The 21,912-nt window shown below is 60.7% G+C and carries 17 protein-coding genes and 1 tRNA gene; 5 read left to right on the top strand and 13 right to left on the bottom strand.

From position 1 onward, the window contains the following. Nucleotides 1-204 precede the first annotated feature (204 nt). The 5 genes from pqqB to PBDP_RS27190 all read right to left on the bottom strand — a co-directional run bounded on the left by pqqB (nucleotide 205) and on the right by PBDP_RS27190 (nucleotide 6,435). Complete coding sequence (pqqB, locus tag PBDP_RS27210) at nucleotides 205-1,116, bottom strand: pyrroloquinoline quinone biosynthesis protein PqqB (protein ID WP_212801545.1); 912 nt, start codon at nucleotides 1,114-1,116, stop codon at nucleotides 205-207. Nucleotides 1,117-1,196: 80 nt separating this feature from the next. Continuing rightward, nucleotides 1,197-1,271, bottom strand: coding sequence for a pyrroloquinoline quinone precursor peptide PqqA (gene pqqA / locus PBDP_RS27205; RefSeq protein WP_003177660.1), 75 nt, complete (start codon nucleotides 1,269-1,271; stop codon nucleotides 1,197-1,199). 170 nt (nucleotides 1,272-1,441) lie between these two features. Next, nucleotides 1,442-3,883 carry a pyrroloquinoline quinone biosynthesis protein PqqF gene (gene pqqF / locus PBDP_RS27200; RefSeq protein ID WP_212801544.1) on the bottom strand — a complete coding sequence of 814 codons (2,442 nt, stop codon included), beginning with the start codon at nucleotides 3,881-3,883 and terminating at the stop codon, nucleotides 1,442-1,444. A gap of 62 nt (nucleotides 3,884-3,945) precedes the next feature. Next, complete coding sequence (locus PBDP_RS27195) at nucleotides 3,946-4,740, bottom strand: carbon-nitrogen hydrolase family protein (protein WP_109754989.1); 795 nt, start codon at nucleotides 4,738-4,740, stop codon at nucleotides 3,946-3,948. 12 nt (nucleotides 4,741-4,752) lie between these two features. Then, nucleotides 4,753-6,435 (bottom strand): flavin monoamine oxidase family protein, encoded by a 1,683-nt coding sequence (locus PBDP_RS27190; RefSeq protein ID WP_212801543.1) that lies wholly within the window; start codon nucleotides 6,433-6,435, stop codon nucleotides 4,753-4,755. A gap of 360 nt (nucleotides 6,436-6,795) precedes the next feature. On the opposite strand from PBDP_RS27190, the gene PBDP_RS27185 reads away from it, so the two are divergent. Then, a complete protein-coding gene (locus tag PBDP_RS27185) occupies nucleotides 6,796-7,161 on the top strand; it encodes a type II toxin-antitoxin system RelE/ParE family toxin (RefSeq protein ID WP_109754987.1) in 366 nt (121 codons plus the stop codon). Further along, nucleotides 7,154-7,468, top strand: a complete 315-nt coding sequence (locus PBDP_RS27180; RefSeq protein ID WP_109754986.1) for an XRE family transcriptional regulator — start codon at nucleotides 7,154-7,156, stop codon at nucleotides 7,466-7,468. Before PBDP_RS27185 ends, PBDP_RS27180 begins: the two co-directional genes overlap by 8 nt. Nucleotides 7,469-7,490: 22 nt before the next feature. Here the strand turns inward: PBDP_RS27180 and PBDP_RS27175 are convergent, their stop codons facing one another. The 7 genes from PBDP_RS27175 to rpsU form a co-directional block, all read right to left on the bottom strand. Then, nucleotides 7,491-7,952 carry an Lrp/AsnC family transcriptional regulator gene (locus PBDP_RS27175; protein WP_018607342.1) on the bottom strand — a complete coding sequence of 154 codons (462 nt, stop codon included), beginning with the start codon at nucleotides 7,950-7,952 and terminating at the stop codon, nucleotides 7,491-7,493. Nucleotides 7,953-7,988: 36 nt separating this feature from the next. Next, entirely contained in the window at nucleotides 7,989-10,421 is a 2,433-nt protein-coding gene (locus tag PBDP_RS27170) for a hypothetical protein (protein ID WP_249411826.1), read from the bottom strand. Between the two features lie 96 nt (nucleotides 10,422-10,517). Then, a tRNA-Ile gene (locus PBDP_RS27165) sits at nucleotides 10,518-10,594 on the bottom strand. A 15-nt stretch (nucleotides 10,595-10,609) separates the two neighbouring features. Then, nucleotides 10,610-14,353: an EAL domain-containing protein gene (locus PBDP_RS27160; RefSeq protein WP_109754985.1), complete on the bottom strand. Its 3,744-nt coding sequence runs from the start codon at nucleotides 14,351-14,353 to the stop codon at nucleotides 10,610-10,612. 130 nt (nucleotides 14,354-14,483) lie between these two features. Further along, nucleotides 14,484-16,331, bottom strand: coding sequence for an RNA polymerase sigma factor RpoD (gene rpoD / locus PBDP_RS27155; protein WP_116833605.1), 1,848 nt, complete (start codon nucleotides 16,329-16,331; stop codon nucleotides 14,484-14,486). Nucleotides 16,332-16,398: 67 nt separating this feature from the next. Then, nucleotides 16,399-18,357 carry a DNA primase gene (gene dnaG, locus PBDP_RS27150; RefSeq protein WP_116833604.1) on the bottom strand — a complete coding sequence of 653 codons (1,959 nt, stop codon included), beginning with the start codon at nucleotides 18,355-18,357 and terminating at the stop codon, nucleotides 16,399-16,401. 479 nt (nucleotides 18,358-18,836) lie between these two features. Beyond that, the gene (gene rpsU, locus PBDP_RS27145) at nucleotides 18,837-19,052 is read right to left on the bottom strand and encodes a 30S ribosomal protein S21 (protein WP_002551877.1); all 216 of its coding nucleotides are present in this window, start codon (nucleotides 19,050-19,052) and stop codon (nucleotides 18,837-18,839) included. Nucleotides 19,053-19,251: 199 nt separating this feature from the next. Between rpsU and tsaD the strand changes: the two genes are divergently transcribed. Continuing rightward, nucleotides 19,252-20,277 (top strand): tRNA (adenosine(37)-N6)-threonylcarbamoyltransferase complex transferase subunit TsaD, encoded by a 1,026-nt coding sequence (gene tsaD, locus PBDP_RS27140; protein ID WP_116833603.1) that lies wholly within the window; start codon nucleotides 19,252-19,254, stop codon nucleotides 20,275-20,277. 8 nt (nucleotides 20,278-20,285) lie between these two features. Here tsaD and plsY read toward each other — a convergent pair whose 3' ends face one another. After that, nucleotides 20,286-20,855 (bottom strand): glycerol-3-phosphate 1-O-acyltransferase PlsY, encoded by a 570-nt coding sequence (gene plsY / locus PBDP_RS27135; protein WP_003206189.1) that lies wholly within the window; start codon nucleotides 20,853-20,855, stop codon nucleotides 20,286-20,288. A gap of 74 nt (nucleotides 20,856-20,929) precedes the next feature. Between plsY and folB the strand changes: the two genes are divergently transcribed. Both folB and folK read left to right on the top strand, forming a co-directional pair. Beyond that, complete coding sequence (folB, locus tag PBDP_RS27130) at nucleotides 20,930-21,283, top strand: dihydroneopterin aldolase (RefSeq protein ID WP_039590767.1); 354 nt, start codon at nucleotides 20,930-20,932, stop codon at nucleotides 21,281-21,283. Beyond that, the gene (gene folK, locus PBDP_RS27125; protein ID WP_109754981.1) at nucleotides 21,274-21,801 is read left to right on the top strand and encodes a 2-amino-4-hydroxy-6-hydroxymethyldihydropteridine diphosphokinase; all 528 of its coding nucleotides are present in this window, start codon (nucleotides 21,274-21,276) and stop codon (nucleotides 21,799-21,801) included. Before folB ends, folK begins: the two co-directional genes overlap by 10 nt. Nucleotides 21,802-21,912 lie beyond the last annotated feature (111 nt).

Genomic DNA, 21,912 nt, shown 5'->3' with positions numbered 1-21,912 from the left:
CCGGGAAATGCCCGTGGGTTCTGTGGCGTCAGGGTTGGCCCCATCGCGAGCAAGCTCGCTCCCACACTGGTTTTGCTGTGAGTCAGATATCCAGTACGACTCGGACTACTGTGGGAGCGAGCCTGCTCGCGATAGCGTTCTGTCAGCCAGCGTCAATCTTGACTGGCACACCGCAAGCTCACCCCCACATTGGTTCCGCCTTTCCTACAACTCAATACTCATTCCGTCGTAAGCCACTTCAATCTTTCGGCGTACAAGCTCAGCCCGCTCGGGTGAGTCTTCATCCAGAATCGGGTTGGTGTTGTTGATATGGATAAGGACCTTGCGCTGTTCGGGCAGTTGCTCCAGCACTTCCAGCATCCCGCCGGGACCGTTTTGTGCCAGATGGCCCATTTCCCGACCGGTGCGCGTGCCGACGCCACGGCGCTGCATTTCATCGTCGTCCCACATCGTGCCGTCCACCAACAGGCAATCGCTGCCGGCCATAATCTCCAGCAACTGTCCGTCGACCTTGCCCAGGCCCGGGGCATAGAACAGCTTGCCGCCGGTGCGCAGGTCTTCGACGATCAGGCCGATGTTGTCGCCCGGGTGCGGATCGAAACGATGCGGTGAATAGGGTGGGGCGGCGCTGCGTAATGGTAACGGCGTGAAACGCAGGTTCGGACAGGCCGGGATGGTGAAGCTCTGGTCGAGCTCGATGCGATTCCAGCTCAACCCACCGTTCCAGTGGGTCAGCATGTTGAACAGCGGGAAGCCGGTGCTCAGGTCCTCATGGACCATGTCGGTGCACCAGACTTGATGTGGGCAGCCTTCACGCAGGCTGAGCAGGCCGGTGGTGTGGTCGATCTGACTGTCCATCAGGATGATGGCGCCAATGCCGGTGTCGCGCAGCGCCCGGCCTGGCTGCATCGGGGCGAAGCCCTGGAGCTGGGCGCGAATGTCCGGAGAGGCGTTGCACAGCACCCAGTTCACGCCGTCATCGGAAAGGGCTATGGACGATTGGGTGCGCGCCTGGGCCCGTAGGCTGCCGTTGCGAAAACCTGCGCAATTGGCGCAGTTGCAGTTCCACTGGGGGAAACCGCCACCGGCGGCAGAACCTAGAATCTGGACGAACATGGCTGCTCCATCTGCAAACCGAAATAAAAACGCCTCGGCTGACCGAGGCGTAGTGCTGCGTGCTTAAGCGCCTGCAGCATTCAACGGCTGGCGAAGTACATGGTGACTTCGAAACCGATACGCAGGTCGATATATGCGGGTTTGGACCAGGACATGGAAATACTCCTTTGGTTGGGCTGCTTTCGTTAGATGGAACGGGTGAGACCTATACATATAGTCCACCTCCGTTCGGAGATGTTCAGATGCTTAGGCGCCTATGTTACTAAATCTGACATATTCGTTCGCCGCGATTCTCAAAGAAAGCTCATTACCGCGGCTGCAATGATCACTGCGCCGATTGCCAACCTTCCCCCGGGCAGGCTCCGTTGCTCAGGCAGCACCATCCTCCTTGCGCATCGATCAGACACTGGGCGGCTGCCTTTAGCTGGGCGCGATCCAGGCTCACGATGGCATTGGACAGTTGCTCGAGATAATCCGACGGGCGGCCTGTCAGCTTGCCTTGCCAGAGCAGTTCGGCGGCCTGGGCGAAGGGCAGGGCGGTACTCTGGAGTTGGGCGGCAAGCGCTTGCCGCTGGCGGGCCAGGGATGAATCGTCGAGCTGCTGGATCAGCGCCGGTAACCCAGCCAGGAATTGCTCGATGTGGGCACTCAGTTGCGTCGCCGAGAGGTTGGGTGATTGGACGCCGAATAACATCCCGGTTTGCCCGTCGATCTGCTTCAGCCCGCTGAACACCGCATAGCCCAACTGCAACTCGACTCGCAGGCGCTGGTAGAACGGCGTCTGACACAGCTGTGCCAGCCACCGCCAGGCGGCTTCGTCGGCCAGCGCCGGGGTGGGCGTCGGGCAAAACAGCAGCACGGCCGGTTCTTCCCCGTGAGTCTTGAGCGTATTCCAGATGCGTTGCCCGCGAGATTCCGTCGCCAGGCTGATTTCCTCGCCCGCGATGCCCGGCACCCTGGCCAATGCGGGGCCCAATGCCCCTTGGGTGGCCGCCGACAGACCGATAGACAGCCCATCCCATCGGGCTGTTGTCCACACACTTTGATCGCTGTCGGGCAATGGCAGCGCTGGCGATTGCCGGTTGCGCCGGCAGTGATTCGGCAATGCCTTCAACAAATGTCGAATCGGTATCGGCGGGGGCTCATGAGCGGCCAGGGCCATTGGTAGCGGTTGCGCGAGCTTCGTCAGAACGTGTTCAAGCACCAACGGTATCGGAGTCTGCAAGCCGACCAGTTTCAGTAGCCATTGATTGGCGCAGGACTCGAAGCTGACGTCCACACCGGCCTGGCCAGCATCCTCACGCACGTCCTGCAGGTGTCGGTCGAGCCTGGCTTGAAAATCGAGCGGTGCCTGGGTCGTCAGTTGCCAGCGCAGGTACACCGCGCCTTCACGACCGTTATCCGGCAGCGCCTGGCTGAACTGCATGGGCGAGCGTTCCCGTCGGCCTCGGGAGCGGTCCTGGGCAAAAGTTCGCAAGCCGCGATGGGCGCTGGTCTGGCCGCGTATCAGCCCGGCGCGAGGTGCTTGGCTTGGGGTGTGTAGGAACGGGTTGGGCGCGGGCAGTTGCCATTGCTGCGTGACCTGATCGGCGGGGGGCAGTTGCTTGAGGATTTCCCTGAGCCTCACGAGGTCGTTTGCCAGCAGCGGCCCGTCACGCCCTTCGCAGTCCCAGCGGGCCAACTGCAAGGCTGATCCTGTTTCCTGGCGACGCAGCAGCAGTGCGGTGAACTCCTGGCGCAACGGCGCCCAGTCGTCCTGGGCGGCAAAGAACCCCAGCCAGTCGTGCAACAACGGCCGGATTTGCGCCGCTGCTTGAGCGTTGTCGTGCTTGATTTCAATGTGCAGCAGCGCTTGCCCGGCAAATTCATACAACGCGTTGGCCTTGAGGCTGTCAGCCAGGTTGCGCTGACGCAATGTGTCGAGCAGGCCTCCCGGTTTGCTGGAGTTCAGTGACGTACAGAGAAAATCCAAGGCTTGAGGCGAGGCGCCGGGCAAATCTTCGCAGGCGAACAGCAGGTCAAGACAACCTTCGCGGGCCAGTTGATAACTCGTCTGGGACGACGCCATAAGCTTTGGCGGTGCTGGCCTGGCAACCGCTTCGCCGGCAGGTATGTGGCTGTCGAACTGTTCCGCCAAGGCTTTCAAGGCGTCGATGCTTTGCGGGCCGGCCAGGCTCAGGGTCATCTGGCCACTGCGGTAAAAGCTGCGGTAGAAATCATGCAATGCCGTTTGGAATTCGGCTTGCGCCACCGCGAGACTGTCGCGATTGCCGGCATGGAACCCCCGCAGCGGATGGGTCGCCGACACGCCGTCATGCAGGGCGAGCTGTCGCTGGGCTGCCGTATCCTGGGACCAGGCAATGAACTCTGCGTGCAGCACTTCTCGTTCGCGCAACTGATCGGCTTCGTCCAGGCGTGGCTGGGCGAGCATGTCCCCCAGTCGTTCCAGTCCGTCGGCAAAGGTTGCGGGTGGCAATTCGAAGAAAAAATCCGTGGTGCGTTCGCTGGTGCGCGCATTGAGCTGACCGCCGTGGCGATGCACGTAGGCCATCAGGTTCTCCCCGACGGGAAACCGCTCGGTGCCGAGGAAGAACAGATGCTCGAGCAAATGCGCCAATCCCGGCCAGGCCAGGGGCGCATCATGGCTGCCAGCTGCGACTCGCAGTACCGCAGCGCTGCGCTTGAGGGCGGGGTCATGACGCAACGTCACCCGCAAGCCATTGGCCAGGGTTTCAATGTGGGGGCGGAGGGAGTCGGGGGCCGGCATGAGCGCTTCCAGGACAAAGATGCGCTCATGCTAGCGGATCAGGGGCCTTTCTCAATCCTCTATCAATGTTTGTGCAGCTCGCCGTAAAGCTCAGGGCGGCGATCGTGCAGGTAGTTGTAGGCGGCGCGGGAGTCTTCCATCAGTTGGCGGTCCAGTTCAGCGACGATCAAGGCCTCATCCAGCCCGGCAAGCGCCGGGCGGCTGCCATTCGGTGCGGCGACGCTGCTTTGGCCGCAATACTGCAATTCACCTTCGTGGCCGCAGTAGTTGGCGTACGCCACGAAGCACTGGTTCTCGATGGCTCGGGCACGCACGGTGACGTCGGCGATGAATTCGTAGGGTTGCATATTGGCGGTTGGCACCAGGATCAGCTCGGCACCGGCCAGGGCCAGGCGTCGGGCATTTTCCGGGAACTCCAGGTCATAGCAGATCAGCAGGCCGAGCTTCCAGCCGTTGAGCTCGACGATAGGCAGCGCCGAGTCGCCGGCGCTGAACATGGCGTGATCGAGGTCACCGAACAGGTGGCTCTTGCGGTAGTTGGCCAGTCGTTCGCCTTGGGCGTCGATCAGTTGCACCGCGTTGTAGATCTGGCCGTCTTCGCCGCGTTCAGGGTAGCCATAGACAATCGCCAGGCTGGCGGCCTTGGCAATGCGGGCGATCTGTTGCGCCCACTCGCCGTTGTAGACCTCGGCCAATACATTCACCGCGTCGACGCCGATGTTGTAGCCGGTCATGAACATCTCCGGCAGCACCAGTATATCGGCGCCCCTGGCTTCCAGCGCCACCTGATGCAGGCGTTGCAGGTTGCCGGCCGGATCCAGTGGCAGCGGTGGGCATTGATAGAGGGCTACACGCATCAACAACTCCTTTTATTCGGGCAGGGCGATCGGACCGATCTCATGGAATACATCGCCTGGACCCGGGTTCTCGGCGTGAGTTTCACCGCCGAAGTGTTTCATGATCCCCCACACGGCATTGAGCGAGGTCTGTACCGCGCCTTCGACCCAGGCCGGTGTCCATGAGACGTCATCACCGGCGATAAAGATCCCGCGTTGTTCGGCCGGCATGTCGTCCTGCATGAAATGCGCATACATGCGCTGGTTGTAGCGATAGTGGCCAGGCAGGGCGCCCTTGAAGGCGCCGAGGAAATGCGGGTCGGCTTCCCAGGACACGGTGATCGGGTCGCCGATGATGCGCGCGGCGATGTCCACCTTGGGGTAGATCTTCTTCAGGGCATCGAGGGCCAGCTTCACGCGTTTTTCCACCGGATGGGGCAGCATTTTCAACGCGTCGCTCATCCAGGAATACGACAGGCAAATCACCCCCGGCTTGTCGTCCCCGTTGTCGAACAGATAGGTGCCACGGGTCAGGCGGTCGGTCAGGGTCATGCTCATCAGGTCGCGGCCGGTTTCCGGGTCCTTGTCCTTCCAGAACGGCCGGTCGACCATCACGAACGTCTTCGACGATTGCATGTAGCGGGTGCGGTCCAGGGCCATCCACATTTTTTGCGAGAACAGCGCCTCTTCGCATTCGATCTGGGTGGTCAGCAGCCAGCTCTGGCAGGTGACCAGCACGGCGGCGTATTCGCGGGTGTTTTCCCAGACGTCGGTCACGCTGAAACGTCCATCGGTGGCGCGGGCAATGCGCTTCACACCGCTGCGTGGGGCGCCCAGGTGCAGAGAATTCAGGCTGGTACCTTCCGGCCAGTGTGCACAGCGTTCCGGCACATGGTTCCAGATACCGTGGGGCACCTGTTCGACGCCACCGACTACCAGATGCTGGTGGTCGTCGCAGTTGGTCATCACGACGCGGAAGATTTCCAGCATCGAATTGGGGAAGTCCGAATCCCAGCCGCCCGTGCCGAAACCGACCTGGCCGAACACTTCGCGGTGCTGGAACGAGAGCTTGGCGAATGCCTTGGATGTGGCGACGAAGTCGTAGAACGTGCGGTCATCCCACAAGGGTACCAAGGTATTCCACAGTTCCTTCAGGCGCGGCACGTCGCGGTCGCGGATCGCCTGCTGGATATCGCCGAAGCGCGCACCATCTTCCAGGGCATCGGCCCAGGCATCGGCAACTTCCTGGAACAGGGCTGGAAGATCCGCCAGCTTCTGTGCGTAATAGGTCTGGCCTTCCAGGTCGATGACCGTGCTGCCGGACGCCGGGGTCAACGGGTTGGGAAACGGTTTGGTCTCCAGGCCCAACTTGTCGACGTAATGGTAGAACGCAGTGGATGACACCGGAAAACGCATGCCGCCCAGCTCGGCAATCACCCCTTCGGCACCGTTGAACGCCTGTGAGCGCAGGCGCCCACCCATCTTCGACGCTTCGTAGACCACGGGCTTGAGACCGAGCTTCATCAGCTCGTAAGCCGCCACCAGACCAGCGATCCCGGCACCGACAATCGCCACTTCCGTACCGTGGTTGTGGGGGGGAATTCTGCCCAGGCCAGCCGGATGCTCGATCCAGTCGTCAAAGGCGAAAGGAAAGTCCGGGCCAAAAATGGTGATGGGTTTCTTACCGTCTGCTGGGTGGCGATTGTTCTTGTTCATGGCTGACCTTGATGGGCGACTCGACGCGGCCTTCGCGTCTGAGTATAGGAAAGATGCCAGCCATTCTAGGGAGGGTGGAACACGTTAATAAGACACAATATGTCGTCGTTTTGAGCGGTTTTCAGTCGCTTTGACGTATTGATGAATCGTAATGACGAAACAGGTTCTCTGTGGGAGCGAGCTTGCTCGCGCTAGCGGCCTGTCAGTCATGAAGATGTGGCTGAACCAGCGCCATCGCGAGCACGCTCGCTCCCGCGGAAACTTACCTTAACAATTGTCTGTGCGATCAACAGGAGCAGCTACCACCGAATCTCCTAAGATTATTCCCTTGAGGTTATATATCCTGGGTGGCATATTTGAATGAAATGGGACGTTGAATACACCGACGAATTTGAGATGTGGTGGAGCTGTCTCAGTGAGACCGAGCAAGATTCAGTGCAGGCCTCGGTGATGCTGCTTGGCGATGCCGGGCCGCATCTGGGTTTTCCTCACACCAGTGATATCAAGGGCTCGCGTCATGGCAACCTTCGTGAGTTACGAGTACAACACGCAGGTAGGCCTTATCGTGTGCTCTATGCGTTTGATCCACGCCGTTGCGCCATCCTGCTGATCGGGGGAGACAAAACCGGCCAGGACCGTTGGTATCAGGAATGTGTGCCTTTGGCTGAACGTCTCTATGACGAGCATCTGGAAGCATTGAAGAGAGAGGGCTTTGACAATGGCTAAGAAATTTTCCGACTTGATTGCACGTCGTTCGCCTGACTCCCGGGCTCGTGCAGAGACTCTGTATCAGAAACTGCGTGCAGAAATGCCGTTGCACGAGTTGCGTCAGGCGCAGGAGCTGAGCCAGGATGCTTTGGCCAAGACGCTGCATATCAACCAGGCGGCAGTCTCGAAAATGGAACGCCGTACCGACATGTACATCAGTACGCTACGAAATTACATCCGCGCCATGGGGGGGGAATTGGAGATTATCGCGACCTTCCCGGAGGGGCAGGTCAGGATCGAAAACTTCGCCCATCAAACACAGTAACTGACGTTGTTCCCTGCTGGGCTTAGACGGGCTGGCCCCGATCGATCTTGCTGCTGAGGATGATCGACGTAGTGGTCTTCTCCACACCGTCCACGCTGCCGATCTGGTCCAGCAACTGGTCCAGCTGCTCCGGCGAGTCCGTGCGCAGCCAGGCGACATAGTCGAACTCACCGCTGACCGCGCACAACTGCTGGACCTGGGCCATGGCGCTCAAGCGCCGCAGCACGTCCTTGCCGGAGCGCGGTTGAACCTTGATACCGACATAGGCCTGCAAACCGCCGTCTATCACCCGCTGCCCCAGGCGCACGCCGTATCCAGTGATCACCTTGGTTTTTTCCAGCCGCGCCAACCGTGAGGTCACGGTCGTGCGGGCGATGCCTAGCTGCCGGGCAAGCATGGCGACGCTTTCCCGTGCATTGATTTGCAGCGCCGCGATCAGTTGTCGGTCGATTTCGTCGAGAACGGGAGGGCGGGTGTCAGTCAAAGTGGGCTCCGGCGCGGGCATTCGATAGCGAACATGTTACAGGCTCTCACGTGGGAAATAGCCAATGGCAGGTAAAGCCAGCGTTCGCCAGGCATGGGCCAGGTGCATCTGTGACGGCCTGAGCCATAAACCGTCCTGGCAAACCAATTGTTCGGTGGGCAACTGCAACAGTAGAGCCCGCGGGAACGACTGCACAGAGCCTGGGTCGTCATCGTCTGGCGCTTCCCAATCACGCTCAAAGCAGCGTACATGCAGCTGTTCGTCGTCGAAACTCTCAAACAGCGGCCGCTTGCCCAGCCACTGCGGATGCACCCGCAACGTGTGCTCCTGGATATCCAGGAGCAGCAATTGCCAGCCTCGATAGTTTCCACACTGTTCTGTCACATCGGTCGCCATGCAGGTCAGGGCCAGATAACGGCTATCCGTCGACCAGATCATCGACGGTGCCAGGTCGACCAGCGCGCAGCCTGAAGCTGTCAGCAGGTGTCCTCCGAGCCGGGGCGTCTGCGCGCGTACCCAACTGTCTGCATATTCCGTCTCGCTGCCGAACAACCAGGCGGCGTCCCGGTGGTCGGGTGCAGGCTGGATGAAGTCCCCTTCGGCGTTGGCGGCTTGCGGACGATCCACCAGGCGCCAGGGTGGCATTCTCTGAAGCTGTGAATCGACTACCTGCAGTTCCACGGTGTCATAGAACAACCGGGATCGCTCGTCGGGATGAAAGAACGAAGTGGCGTTGGCGCTACCGTTCTGCGGCGCCTGGACATTGAAACGTTGCAGCGCGCTGCCCTCCAGGTCCTGGTCAAGTCGACCGGCAACCACTGCCAGGCTCAGCCGGCCATCACGAAAATCGAGGATGCGTTCCACCCACATCGCCGGCCCTTCCAGCAGGCGTCGATCCTTCGTGTCCGCAATCACGCCATGGGTGGTCACGGTCGTTGAGTTTTCGAAGGGCAGTAGTGCGAGGTAACGTCCGCAGTCTGAGACACGGTGGTCCAACAACCAACTTCCCGGCAAGTGCCAGTCACCGATCTGACAGCGATAGCCCCCAAGCCCTTCGCGATTGTCGCCAAGCCAGCTCAACTGAGCGCAGGCACCATCTAGCATCGGCTGTGTCTCGATAAACGCATCACCGCGTGCTCCTCGACTGTCCAACGGCAACGCAATGGCCATGCGGGTCAGTTTGAATTCAGCGACCTGTACGCGGCCTTGGGCGTCATGGCCGGCCTGGGTTTCGGTATCGCCGTGGATGCTGTCCAGGCGATAGCCGTAACGGCCGGAACCTGGGCGCGGATAATCGAGGTACGCGCCGATACGTACATGGTCCGCGTCGAGGCTCAGCAATTGATGCCAGTAGAAGGACGGTTCCGCGACACTCCTCACCCAGGGCGATGGCAGGACGCGCCAGCCGATGTCGAGCTGCCACAACCAATACTGGTCGCCCTCCGCGTCACCGCTTTGCTCCTGAGCCAGGCACACCAGCGCGCGTTGATCGGTGCTCCATATCAACGGCGCGTCTGCCGCCATCAACAGGCCGGACGGTTGTCCATTGATGCTGATGGTATAGCGCGGTGAATGCAGGGGATCCAGTGGCTGGGGCAAGTCGCGAAAAGTCGAAGGCAAAGAAATATTGCCCTGAAGGCACTGCTGGCCATTAGCGGAGCGCCGCTCGAAGGTCGGCTCAGGATGCCAGTCGGCTTCCAGCCAAAGATCGGCGACAGGCACCAGGTGGGTGACGCTGGCGGTTTGCAACAGCTCATCGAGCCGGGTTTTGCGAGCGCTGTTATCCACCAGTGGGCTATGTCGTCCGCTCAGCAGGTCGAGATCAAAAGCGTCCAACTCCCAGAGCTCGCTGTCGGCGCAGCGGTACAGCTGGCGTTGCTGACGGTCGAGGACCACCAGCCCCCATGCCTGCCGGGACGGTACCGGTGCGGCGAAGTAGCGCCCGTCGCTGGAGAACACTGCCGAGGAGCCAATGCCTTGTAGAAGCACACCGTCAGGGAACAGATAGTCGCAATAAGTCGGGCCGCCCATGGCGATTTCGCCGTGGTTGAAGACCCGGATTGGCTCGCCTTCAGGGGTCAGCATCGGCTCGTTTCCACCCCAGGCACTCGGCCCTTTGCTGGAAACGGGCGCCAACCCAAGGCGCCGTTCCCAGCTACTGACGCAGGCGAGCCCAACAACGATGCCGACGATCGCCACCAAGATGCCCCACCACTCGGGCAGCGCCCGGCCGAGGCTGAAACCCAGGCCAAACACGGCACCGACCGTCACCCGGGCAATGCCTCGGCCCATCGCCAAAAAGCCCAGGCGAGCAGCAAGGCCCATCAGCAGTCCAAGGGCCACCACCGCCAGCAAAGCCAGTGGGGGCGGCAGCACGGTGACGAAAAAGGCCGGCACCAGAAGGATGCCAAGTTGCCAGAACAGTTCAAGAAACAGTCGCGGGAGGCTGGGGCTGGCGATGATGGGCATCTCGGTGAGGGATGGGATTTTTATTGTATCGGAGGGAAGGATGCTAGCGGGAGGACGCTAGATACGCAAAAGCCGCGCAATGCGCGGCTTTCAAGATGGTGGGCCCACACGGACTTGAACCGTGGACCAAAGGATTATGAGTCCTCTGCTCTAACCAACTGAGCTATAGGCCCTCAGTAGGTCGCGGATTATAGCGACGGTTTCTCGGCTGTGCTATCCGAAAAATCCGATACGGTCACACGAAGAAACGTGGCGGCAAACTCGTCGGCGCCCAGGGGCAGGCTGACGATGTAGCCCTGGATCTGTTCGCAACCTTCTTCGCTCAGGAATTGCTGCTGGGCCAGGGTTTCAACGCCCTCGGCGATGATGGTGAATTGCATGCTGCGGCCCAGGGCGATGATTGCCCGCACGATGGCCGCGTCGTGGGGGTCGTCGGGCAGGCCGCGGACGAAGGATTGGTCGATCTTGAGGATGTCCAGCGGCAGGCGCTTGAGGTAGCTGAGGGAAGAGTAACCCGTGCCGAAGTCGTCGATGGCCAATTGCACACCGAGCTTTTTCAACTGGTGCAGCACCGTCAGGGCCTCTTCGGCCTGGCTCATGATGAAGTTTTCGGTAATTTCCAGTTGCAACAAGCCTGGCTTGAGATGGTGTTCGCGCAGCAGTTGTTCGATACGTCCCAACAGGTTGGGCTGGCGCAATTGGGCGCCGGCGAGGTTGACCGACAGAGGGCCCAGGCTGTCATGGGTGCTGTTCCACTCACTTAACTGCTGGCAGGCATGTTCCAGTACCCAGTCGCCAATTTGCAGGATCATGCCGTTTTCTTCCGCCAGGGGGATGAAATGTTCCGGCGGTACGTCGCCAAATGTCGGGTGGGTCCAGCGAATCAGCGCCTCGGCGCCCACCAGGCGGTTGTCGACGAGGCTGATTTTTGGTTGGAAGGATAATGACAGTTCGTTGCGCTCGATCGCCCGTCGCAGCTCGTGTTCCAGGGCTACGCGCTCGCTGGCCTGGGCGGTGAGGTCGCGGGTGTAGCTTTCCACCCGGTTGCGCCCCTTGGCCTTGGAGCGGTACATCGCAGCGTCAGCATTCTTGACCAGCGTGGCGACGTCGCAGCCATCCTGTGGGTAGAGACTGGTGCCAATGCTGGCGCTGATGAAAAACTCGTGCTCGCCGGCCTGGAATGGCGCGGCAAAGCAGTTCAATAGTTTCTGGGCGATGTGCTCGGCGTCGCTGGGCTGCTGCAAGCCAGGCAGCAGGATGATGAACTCGTCGCCGCCCAGGCGCGCCACGGTGTCGATGTCGCGAAGTTGCTCGCGCAAGCGCACGGCAATGCCTTTGAGCAGCAGGTCGCCGACCGGGTGTCCGAGGCTGTCGTTGATGTGCTTGAAGCGGTCCAGGTCCAAGAACAGCACCGCGCCCTGGCCGCCGTTTTCCTGCTGGCTGTTGAGGGCCGTCAGCAAGCGGCTTTCGAACAGCGTGCGATTCGGCAGGCCGGTCAGTGGATCGTGGTGAGCCTGGTAATCGAGCCGGGCCTGGGCATGTTTGAGGCTGGAGATATCGGCGAAGACCGCAACGAAATGGGTGATCTGTTGATCCCGATTGCGCACCGCGCTGATGGTCAGCCAACTGGGGTACAGCTCGCCGTTCTTGCGCCGATTGGAAATCTCGCCCTGCCAGTGACCTTCCGCCGTCAACTGGTGCCACATCGCGGCATAGAACGCGCTGTCATGCAGGCCGGAAGCCAGTAACCGAGGTGTATGGCCCAAGGCTTCGGTTTCGCTGTAGCCGGTGATTTCGGTGAAGGCTCGGTTCACCGCGCTGATGTGCTGTTGCGTATCGGTGATCAGCACGCCTTCGGCCGTGCTTTCGAACACGGTGGCGGCTTGTTGCAGTTTCTCCTGCATGAGATGGCGTTCGGTGATGTCCCGGGCGATGGTCAGCATGCAGTCTTCGTTGCCGATGGGCAGCGGGCGACTGGAGACTTCGCAGAGCCGTACCTGCCCGTCGTTGCGACGGATATGGCAGCTGAAGTCCTTCACGAAGCCGTCCCGTTTCAGCAGGTTGAGCATCTGCTTGCGCTCGTTGAGGTTGACCCAGATGCCCAGGTCCAGGGTAGAGCGGTCCACCGACAGGGCGCTGTTGAAACCGGTAATGCGGCTGAAACCTTCGTTGACTTCAATCAGCAAACCATCGCTTTGCCGGGACAGTAGCAAGCCATCGGGCGAGGCGTGGAATGCCTTGGCAAACTTCTCTTCGGAGGTCTGCAATTGCTGCTGGGTTTCCTTGAGCTGGCTGATGTCCCGCACTACCACGACCAGGGCTGGCGTCGTGTCGAGGTCGAAGGGTTCGGCGGAGATCAGTCCGGTGAACACCTGGCCATTGCTACGGCGAAAGGGCATTTCCAGGTTGCGAATACTGCCGGCCTGCAAGCGCTGCAACAGGCCCGGCCCCACGCCTTGGATGCCCCAGATATTCAATTCGGTTGCGCTGCGCCCCACCACCTCGGCGGCACTCAGGCCGATCTGCTCCTCGAAGGCCTTGTTGACCTCCAGCAGACAACCGTCCATCAGCCGTGCGATCACCAGGATGTCCGGGCATTGGCGGAACACTGAGCCAAATTTCTGCTCCGAAAGGCGCAGTGCTTCCTCGGTGCGCTTGGCTTCGCTGATATCGATCATCAGCCCGCGCATCACCGGTTCGTGACCGTGTTCGATCAGACTGACAATGTCGCGCACCCACAGGCAGCGGCCATCGGCGGTGATCACGCGATAATCGATGCAGTGATCGCGCCCGGCCAGCACTTCATGATCACAGTAGGTCTGGGCACGGATCAGGTCGGCCGGATGAATGATGTTGCGCCAGAAGCCTGGGATCAGCCAATGGGAAAGGGGATAACCCAGCAGGTCTTCGGCATGGGGCGACACGTAGCTGTAGGTGAAGTCGCTGACCCTTGCCTCCCAGGCAATGGCCGACAGGCTCTCCACCAGCCCACGGTAATGGTATTCGCTGCTGCGCAGCTCCTGTTCCAGCTCGACCCGTCGGGCGATTTCCGAGCTGAGTCGGCGGTTGATGCGAATCACTACCGCCAGTATCCCGACCAGGAGCAATAGTGCAGGCAGGCCGTAGACCAGCAAATCTGACCAGAGCTGGCGGTAGTCATGCACATTGCCGACCCACTTCTGCTGGATCTCGGCAACTTCGGCCGGGCTCATGTCGGCCATGACCTTGTCCAGGATACCCACCAATATCTTGTTGTCTCGAGGGACGGCCATTGCCAACTGATAGCGATAAGGCGTTTCCCCGCTGACATAAAGACCTTCGAGCTTGAGTTGGCGCAGGCTCCAGACACTGGAAGCCAGGTCGCCGACCACCGCATCCACCTCGTCGGTTGCCAGTGCTTGCAGGGCTGAGCTGACGTTGGGCAGCGCCACGAGATTCAGGTCGGGATGGTGGTTGCGCAGCAGTTCATGGGGGGCATAGTTCTCTACCACGGCTATTTTCAGCCCGTACAGCTCCTTGAGGTTGTGGGGCTGGGCGCCACCGCGATGGGCCAGGATGACAATGGGGAAGTCCAGGTAAGGCCGGGTAAACGCCAGGTAGTTCTGGCGCTCCGGCGTGGACATGATGCCCGGCAGGAGGTCTATCTTGCCCTGTACGACCTGCTCCAGCACGGCGGTCCAGCTAGCGGGCTCGATGGGGGTGAGCCTGATGGCCAGCCGCTCACGAATGATGTCGACGTAGTCGGCGGCCAGGCCCTGATAGCGGCCCTGGTCATCGCGGAACTCAAACGGCGGCCATGAGGCATCGACGCCCAGGCGCAGGTCGGGGTGGTCCTTGAGCCAGCGGAGCTCCTCGTCGGTGAGCGTCAACGCGCCAGCTGTTGCGGTCCAGGTCATCAATGACAGCAAAAGCGCGGCCGTCAGTCTGGGCATCACTGTCTCGTCATGGCTTGGGGAGGATGATTCGAGTGTAGACGGGCCACAGGGTGGTGAGGAGCGTAACGAGGGGGATTTTATCTGTTGCACATAACAAAACCCCCGGCAGGGCCGGGGGGTTTGAAGATCACTCGTCGAGGAAGGAGCGCAGATGCTCGCTTCGCGTCGGGTGGCGCAGTTTGCGCAACGCCTTGGCTTCGATCTGACGAATGCGCTCACGGGTGACATCGAACTGTTTACCGACTTCCTCGAGGGTGTGGTCGGTATTCATGTCGATGCCGAAACGCATGCGCAGTACCTTGGCTTCACGGGCAGTGAGGCCGGAAAGCACTTCGCGAGTCGCTTCCTTGAGACTCTCGACAGTGGCGACATCGATCGGAGACTGCATGGTGGAGTCTTCGATGAAGTCACCCAGATGGGAGTCTTCGTCATCGCCGATCGGGGTTTCCATGGAGATCGGCTCCTTGGCGATCTTCAATACCTTGCGGATCTTGTCCTCAGGCATTTCCATGCGTTCGCCCAGCTCTTCCGGCGTCGGTTCGCGACCCATTTCCTGCAGCATCTGCCGGGAAATACGGTTGAGCTTGTTGATCGTCTCGATCATGTGCACCGGGATACGGATGGTGCGGGCCTGGTCGGCGATCGAGCGAGTGATCGCCTGACGGATCCACCAGGTGGCATAAGTCGAGAACTTGTAGCCGCGACGGTATTCGAACTTGTCCACCGCCTTCATCAGGCCGATGTTGCCTTCCTGGATCAGGTCGAGGAATTGCAGGCCGCGGTTGGTGTACTTCTTGGCGATGGAGATCACCAGACGCAAGTTCGCTTCGACCATCTCTTTCTTCGCGCGACGGGCCTTGGCCTCGCCGATCGACATGCGACGGTTGATGTCCTTGATCTCGGCGATGCTCAGGCCGGTCTCGGCTTCCAGCGCGCTCAGCTTCTGCTGGCAACGAATGATGTCCGGTTGCAGGCGGGCAATGGCTTCAGCATATTTGCTCTTGCCCTTGGCCAGTGCATCGGTCCAGCTTTCGTCGACTTCGTTACCAGGGAACTGACGCAGGAAGTCGGCGCGCGGCATGCGGGCATCACGCACGCAAAGCTGCATGATCGCGCGCTCTTGCTGGCGCAAGCGATCCAGGGCACTGCGCACACGTTCGACCAGGCCTTCGAATTGCTTCGGTACCAGCTTGATCGGCATGAACAGCTCGGCCAGTGCCAACAGCTCGGCAATTGCCTGCTTGTTGTTGCGGCCGTGCTTTTTCAGCGCCTTGCGGGTGATTTCCATCTGGTCGGCCACAGCGCCGAAACGCTGCGCTGCGATGATCGGATCCGGACCGCTTTCGGCTTCTTCCTCGTCGTCGCTCGCTTCGGCGTCTTCGTCATCGGTGTCGTCGTCGGCCTTGACGGCTTTCGCGTCGATTGGCGGCGGCACTTCGGCAGCAGGCGGCGCAATGCCGTCGTCCGGGTCGATATAACCGCTCAAGACGTCGGACAGGCGGCCACCTTCGGTGGTGACGCGGGTGTACTCGGAGAGAATATGGTCAACCGTGCCAGGGAAGTGCGCGATTGCGCCCATCACTTCACGGATGCCTTCTTCAATACGCTTGGCGATTTCGATTTCGCCTTCGCGTGTGAGGAGCTCTACCGTGCCCATTTCACGCATATACATGCGCACGGGGTCGGTGGTGCGACCAATGTCGGTCTCGACCGCTGCCAACGCTGCGGCCGCTTCTTCAGCGGCCGCCTCGTCGGTATCGGCGTCGGCCAGCATAAGGGCATCCTTATCTGGAGCAACCTCGAATACGTTGATCCCCATGTCGTTGATCATGCGGATGATGTCTTCCACCTGTTCCGGATCTGAAATATCCTCCGGCAGGTGGTCGTTGACCTCCGCGTAAGTCAGGTAGCCCTGCTCACGACCCAATAGGATCAACTCTTTGATACGAGACTGCTGTTGCGCTTTTCCGGACATAACACCCTATCCACTGAAGGTCTTGGCGGGCAAAAAACAAGCCGAGGATTATACCTGAGCTGTGACCTCACGCGCCAGTTGAGGTCGGGTTTGATGCGCAAACATTGCGGCTAAGTAAGTCGCGCAATTGGTTTTTCTCTTCGCTGGTCAACTCGCTCTGGCGAGCTTTTCGCAGAAGTTGTTCCAGATTTCGCTCGCGTTGGCGGGCGGACAAGCTAGTAATGGTGTCGAAAAACTGTTGTTCAAGGTTGTCTCCATCAATCAGCCATTCCTTCTCGGCCAGGGCCTTCAAAAGACGTCCCTGCTCGGTACCGTGCCACCGCGCGATCAACTGGAAAGAGTTTAGCTTGGGGTTCTTCTGCACGGCTTCAAGGAGTGCCACCAGCAATTGCGTATTGCTGTGGTCCTCGGCGGCGAAGTGCCCTGCGTCCTCGACTTTTTCCGCCAGTTGCGGGTGATGCAGCAAGGTGCGCAAGGCGGCCAGTGTTGGTGGTTCGACGGCGGCCGGCACGCGCGGGGCACGTGGTTGGTCGCGATCGCCACGCTTGCCGTTCTTGTCCCAGGGTTTCTTGTCCCATTTCTTGCCGCCGCTACCGGTTTTTTTCGGCGTCCATTCCTGCTGGGGGGCGTAATCCTGCTGGGGTTGATGATAGTCGGCGAAATCCGGCATCGCGTCGTAATCGATGCCCGGGTCATAAGCCGGCGGCGCCTCCTGGGGCGCGCTGTGCACCAGTTGATTGACCGCTTCGCTGTTCAAGCCGGTGATTTCGGTCAGGCGCTGGCGCATCAGTGTGCGCAGGTTGGCACCGGGCACCTTGTCGATCAGTGGTGCCGCGAGGGTGGCCATGTGGGCCTTGCCTTCGAGGGAGCGCGGGTCGGCTTCCTCGGTCAACTGCTGGAAGAAATAATCGGCCAATGGTTGGGCGTGCTGGTTGATTCGTGCCCGGAACGCGTCGGTACCTTCGGAGCGCACCAGGGTGTCCGGGTCTTCGCCCTCGGGCAGGAACAGAAAGCGTGCCCGGCGGCCGTCCTGCAGGCACGGCAAGGTAGCTTCCAGGGCGCGCCAGGCGGCGTTGCGACCGGCCTGGTCACCGTCGAAGCAAAACAGCACGTTGGGCACGACGCGAAACAGGCGTTTCATGTGTTCTTCGCTGGTGGCTGTGCCCAGGGTCGCCACAGCGTTGCGCAGGCCTTGTTGGGCCAGGGCAATAACGTCCATGTAGCCTTCGACGACAATGATTTCATCGAGGTTGCGGTTGTTCTTGCGCGCTTCATACAAGCCGTAGAGTTCTTGTCCCTTATGGAACACCGGGGTTTCCGGGGAGTTCAGGTATTTCGGCTTGTCGTCGCCCAGCACCCGGCCACCAAAGGCAATGATCCGCCCGCGCGTGTCGCGGATCGGAAACATGACCCGGTCGCGGAAGCGGTCGTAGCGCTTGCCGGTTTCGGCATTTTCAATCAGCAGGCCGGCGTCGATCATGGCGCGCTGCTGCAACGTATCGCTGCTCAGGTGCTTGTACAGATTGTCCCAGCCGGGCGGTGCGAAGCCGAGGCCGAAGTCCCGGGCGATTTCGCCGGTCAGGCCGCGGCCCTTTAGATAGTCCACCGCGGCCTTGCGTGCCGGGTGGCTTTTTAGGGCCTGGCGATAAAAATCCGCTGCCGCGGTCAGCAGTGGGTAAAGCGGAGAATCGGTCGGTTGGCGTGGCTTGTGCTGTCGACCGCTTTCCTCGCGGGGTACTTCCATGCCGGCGGCTTTGGCCAGTTCTTCGACCGCCTGGGGGAAGTCCAGGTTGTCGTGGTCCATGATGAAGCCGAGGGCGTTGCCGCCAGCGCCACAGCCGAAGCAATAGTAGAACTGCTTGTCGGGGCTGACGCTGAAAGAAGGCGTTTTCTCTTTGTGGAACGGGCAGCAGGCTGTGTAGTTCTTGCCTGCTTTCTTCATTTGCAGGCGAGAGCTGACCACGTCGACGATGTCGGTGCGGTTCAGGAGGTCGTCAATAAAGCTCTGGGGAATCAGCCCGGCCATGGCGTTCTCATCATCACTGCGCGAAATATGGACCCGAAATCGGCAGGCGTAACCGGGTCTGGGTTTGAGGCACGCTAAATCGGTGGCTCGACCGGGTCGTCTGCATCATCGCTGTCGGGAAGTGTATCTGCCGATAATCCACTGACGTTAATAACTATCAGTATTCGACTGTTTGAATGTGTTGCGCTGAGTCCGGTAACGGCTGTTCAGGCCTCGGATAGCTCATGAAGCGGGCACGCAGGCAGGTGCCTTGGGCTGATCGTCGTTAGAGGAATCAGGGTGTGCTCGTCGGTAGCCTTGGAAGGCTCGTCAGGAAAGACGTGCACCGCTGGCAAAAGAGCCAGGTCTGACGCGGTGAAGCAGGTTGTCTTGGTCGCGTCTGCGGCTTTGACGGTGAAGCATCAAGCGTTATTCCGCAAATGCCATAAGCCCGGCTTGAGGGCCGGGCTTGGCAGAAGCTTGCTACGGACGTCTGTGTATTAGTACAGACGTACGGCGCGGCGCTGTTCGCGCTGAACTTTCTTGGCGTGACGCTTAACAGCGGCTGCTGCCTTGCGCTTACGCTCAGAAGTCGGCTTCTCGTAGAATTCGCGGCTACGAACTTCAGCCAGAACACCGGCTTTTTCGCAGGAGCGCTTGAAACGACGCAGAGCTACGTCGAAGGGTTCGTTCTCTTTTACTTTGACGGCTGGCATCCAGAGCTACCTTCATTCATTACCGGGGTCAACATCCTCGCGGCAAAAGAGCACTTGAAGACGTCGGTTTTTAAGGGTTGCGGATGTTAACCCCTCAACGCTCGGAATGCAAAGCCTCTGATCGAAAACCGCTGGTCGGGGCACAACGTGGCGACTATTATGCGCGCCTTCGAATTCAGCCTCTACAAGGCGCAAACCCATGCTAGTACTGGGATTAGAAACCTCTTGCGACGAAACCGGTGTCGCACTTTACGACAGTGAACGCGGCCTGCTGGCCGATGCGCTGTTCAGCCAGATCGACCTGCATCGCGCCTATGGCGGGGTGGTGCCCGAGTTGGCCTCCCGTGATCACGTCAAGCGCATGCTGCCCTTGATCCGTCAGGTTCTGGCCGAAGCTGGCTGCGTGCCGACCGAGATCGACGGCATCGCCTACACCGCCGGCCCGGGCCTGGTGGGCGCGTTGCTGGTGGGCGCTTCCTGTGCCCAGGCGCTGGCCTTTGCCTGGGGTATCCCGGCCTTGGGTGTGCATCACATGGAAGGCCACTTGCTTGCGCCGATGCTGGAGTCGCAACCGCCACAGTTTCCGTTCGTCGCTTTGTTGGTATCGGGCGGCCATACGCAGCTCATCCGGGTCGATGGCATCGGCCAATACGAGTTGCTCGGCGAAACCCTCGACGATGCCGCCGGCGAAGCGTTCGACAAAACTGCAAAAATGATGGGCCTCAATTATCCAGGCGGGCCGGAAATCTCCCGGCTTGCAACGCAAGGGGTCGATGGGCGCTTCGTGTTCCCGCGACCGATGTGCGACCGCCCGGGCCTGGATTTCAGTTTCAGCGGATTGAAGACCTTCGCGCTGAACACCTGGCAGCAGTGCGTCAGCGCCGGGGACGACAGTGAACAAGCCCGTTGCGACATCTCGCTGGCGTTCCAGCAGGCCGTGGTGGAGACTTTGACCATCAAGTGCAAGCGTGCCCTCAAGCAGGCCGGGCTCAAGCGCCTGGTGATCGCCGGTGGTGTGAGCGCGAACAAGGCCCTGCGCACATCGCTGGAGAAAATGCTCGGCGACATGAAGGGCGACGTTTACTACGCCCGACCGGAGTTCTGTACAGATAACGGCGCAATGATTGCCTTTGCCGGCTGCCAGCGATTGCAGGCCGGCCAGCAGGAAAGCCTGGCGATAAGTGTGCAGGCGCGCTGGCCGATGGAGCAGTTGGCGCCGCTGTGAGGCGTCATTTAAAAATGCCGTTCGCGCCCGGCGAACAGGTCGCGTAGATTGCCCCGGTGACGCCAGACGATCAGTGCGACCAGGGCGGTCATTGGTAGCAAGGCCGCCGGTTCCTGCCAGGCCAGCAACGGTAGGGTCAACGGCGTGGCGATCAGCGCGGCCAGGGAGCTGGTGCGGGTCAGGTAGAAGGTCAGCAGCCAGGCACAGACAGCCAGCAGGGCGGCGGGCGGGTACAGGCCCAGCAGCATGCCGGCGGCGGTGGCGACACCCTTGCCGCCACGAAAGCGAAAGTACAGCGGGAATAGATGGCCGATGACGGCGCAGACGCCGATCCAGGCCTGTTGCTGCAACGAGAGCCCTGCAAGGCTGGCGATCAATACCGGGACAAGGCCTTTGCAGAGGTCGCCCAGCAGGGTCAGGATGGCGAGTTTGCGTCCGGCCAGGCGCAGCATGTTGGTGGCGCCGGCATTGCCTGAGCCACTCATTCGCGGATCCGGGCGACCGGTCAGGCGGCTGAGCAAAATGGCGAAGGACAGCGAGCCGAGCAGGTAGGCGAGAATCGCCAGTAACCAAAACATGCTAACTATTCCGGGCGAGGACGCCCTGATTCTAACGGCGCATTGCGCCCTTGTCGTGCTGCGGAGAAGAGTGCTTGGACAGAGTGTTTATCGAGGGCCTGGAAGTCGACACGGTAATCGGTGCCTACGACTGGGAGCGAGGCATCCGACAGTGCCTGCGGCTTGACCTGAGCTTCGCCTGGGACAACCGCCCGGCTGCCGCGGGCGACGACCTGACCCTGGCGCTCGACTACGCCAGCGTCTCCTCGCGCATCCAGGCGTTCGCCGAGCAGGCGCAGTTCCAATTGGTCGAGACCTTCGCCGAGCGACTGGCCCAGGAACTCATGGATGAGTTCAAAATCACCTGGTTGCGTCTGAAAGTGACCAAGCCCGGCGCCGTACCGGCGGCCAGCGGCGTTGGCGTGGAGATCGAGCGCGGATGCCGCTGACTCAGGTTTTTCTCGGGCTCGGCAGCAACATCGAGCGCGAAACCCATCTATGCGCCGGTCTGGAGGCCTTGGCCGGATTCCTGGTGGACATGCGCTGTTCGGCCGTGTTCGAGAGCCAGCCGGTGGGTATCAAAAGCGGGCCTTTCTTCAATTTTGTCGTTTCGGCCTTCACGGATCTGCCGCTGATGGAGCTGGATCGTCGCCTCAAGTTCATCGAGGCGGACAACGGTCGCTATGCGCCGGACCGCAAGGGGCTGCCGCTGGATATCGACGTGCTGTTATATGGCGAACAGGTTGGCAACTTCGACGGGCTGATCCTGCCTCGCGCGGAGATCCTCAAGAACGCCTTCGTGTTGTGGCCGTTGTCGTTGATCGCGCCGGATCGGATTCATCCTGGTGTGGGCAAGAGCTTTGCCGCGTTGTGGGAAGAAGCGCAGATTGATCAGGTACTGGCGCCGGTGGCTTTCGAATGGCGGGGGGAGCAACTTACGCCTTTGGACCTGCTGCGACTTTCATAACGTCATCGCGAGCAGGCTCGCTCCCACATTTGATCTATGCGAACGCAGAGGCCATGTCTGCCACGAGCCCTGTGGGAGCGAGCCTGCTCGCGATCAGATCGGCGCACTCAC

Origin of the sequence: Pseudomonas sp. St290, assembly GCF_018325805.1 — a bacterium.
In the GTDB taxonomy this organism is placed as follows: Bacteria; Pseudomonadota; Gammaproteobacteria; order Pseudomonadales; family Pseudomonadaceae; genus Aquipseudomonas; species Aquipseudomonas bijieensis.
Note: the sequence above shows the minus strand (reverse complement) of the source record. Positions and strands in the feature narration are given on the sequence as shown.

What these genes read in the sequence shown, in the direction of transcription:
- pqqB (WP_212801545.1), bottom strand. Translation starts at nt 1,116, where the DNA reads ATGTTCGTCCAGATTCTAGGTTCTGCCGCCGGTGGCGGTTTCCCCCAG.
- pqqF (WP_212801544.1), bottom strand. Translation starts at nt 3,883, where the DNA reads ATGCCGGCCCCCGACTCCCTCCGCCCCCACATTGAAACCCTGGCCAAT.
- PBDP_RS27195 (WP_109754989.1), bottom strand. Translation starts at nt 4,740, where the DNA reads ATGCGTGTAGCCCTCTATCAATGCCCACCGCTGCCACTGGATCCGGCC.
- PBDP_RS27190 (WP_212801543.1), bottom strand. Translation starts at nt 6,435, where the DNA reads ATGAACAAGAACAATCGCCACCCAGCAGACGGTAAGAAACCCATCACC.
- PBDP_RS27185 (WP_109754987.1), top strand. Translation starts at nt 6,796, where the DNA reads ATGAAATGGGACGTTGAATACACCGACGAATTTGAGATGTGGTGGAGC.
- PBDP_RS27180 (WP_109754986.1), top strand. Translation starts at nt 7,154, where the DNA reads ATGGCTAAGAAATTTTCCGACTTGATTGCACGTCGTTCGCCTGACTCC.
- PBDP_RS27170 (WP_249411826.1), bottom strand. Translation starts at nt 10,421, where the DNA reads ATGCCCATCATCGCCAGCCCCAGCCTCCCGCGACTGTTTCTTGAACTG.
- PBDP_RS27160 (WP_109754985.1), bottom strand. Translation starts at nt 14,353, where the DNA reads ATGCCCAGACTGACGGCCGCGCTTTTGCTGTCATTGATGACCTGGACC.
- rpoD (WP_116833605.1), bottom strand. Translation starts at nt 16,331, where the DNA reads ATGTCCGGAAAAGCGCAACAGCAGTCTCGTATCAAAGAGTTGATCCTA.
- dnaG (WP_116833604.1), bottom strand. Translation starts at nt 18,357, where the DNA reads ATGGCCGGGCTGATTCCCCAGAGCTTTATTGACGACCTCCTGAACCGC.
- rpsU (WP_002551877.1), bottom strand. Translation starts at nt 19,052, where the DNA reads ATGCCAGCCGTCAAAGTAAAAGAGAACGAACCCTTCGACGTAGCTCTG.
- tsaD (WP_116833603.1), top strand. Translation starts at nt 19,252, where the DNA reads ATGCTAGTACTGGGATTAGAAACCTCTTGCGACGAAACCGGTGTCGCA.
- plsY (WP_003206189.1), bottom strand. Translation starts at nt 20,855, where the DNA reads ATGTTTTGGTTACTGGCGATTCTCGCCTACCTGCTCGGCTCGCTGTCC.
- folK (WP_109754981.1), top strand. Translation starts at nt 21,274, where the DNA reads ATGCCGCTGACTCAGGTTTTTCTCGGGCTCGGCAGCAACATCGAGCGC.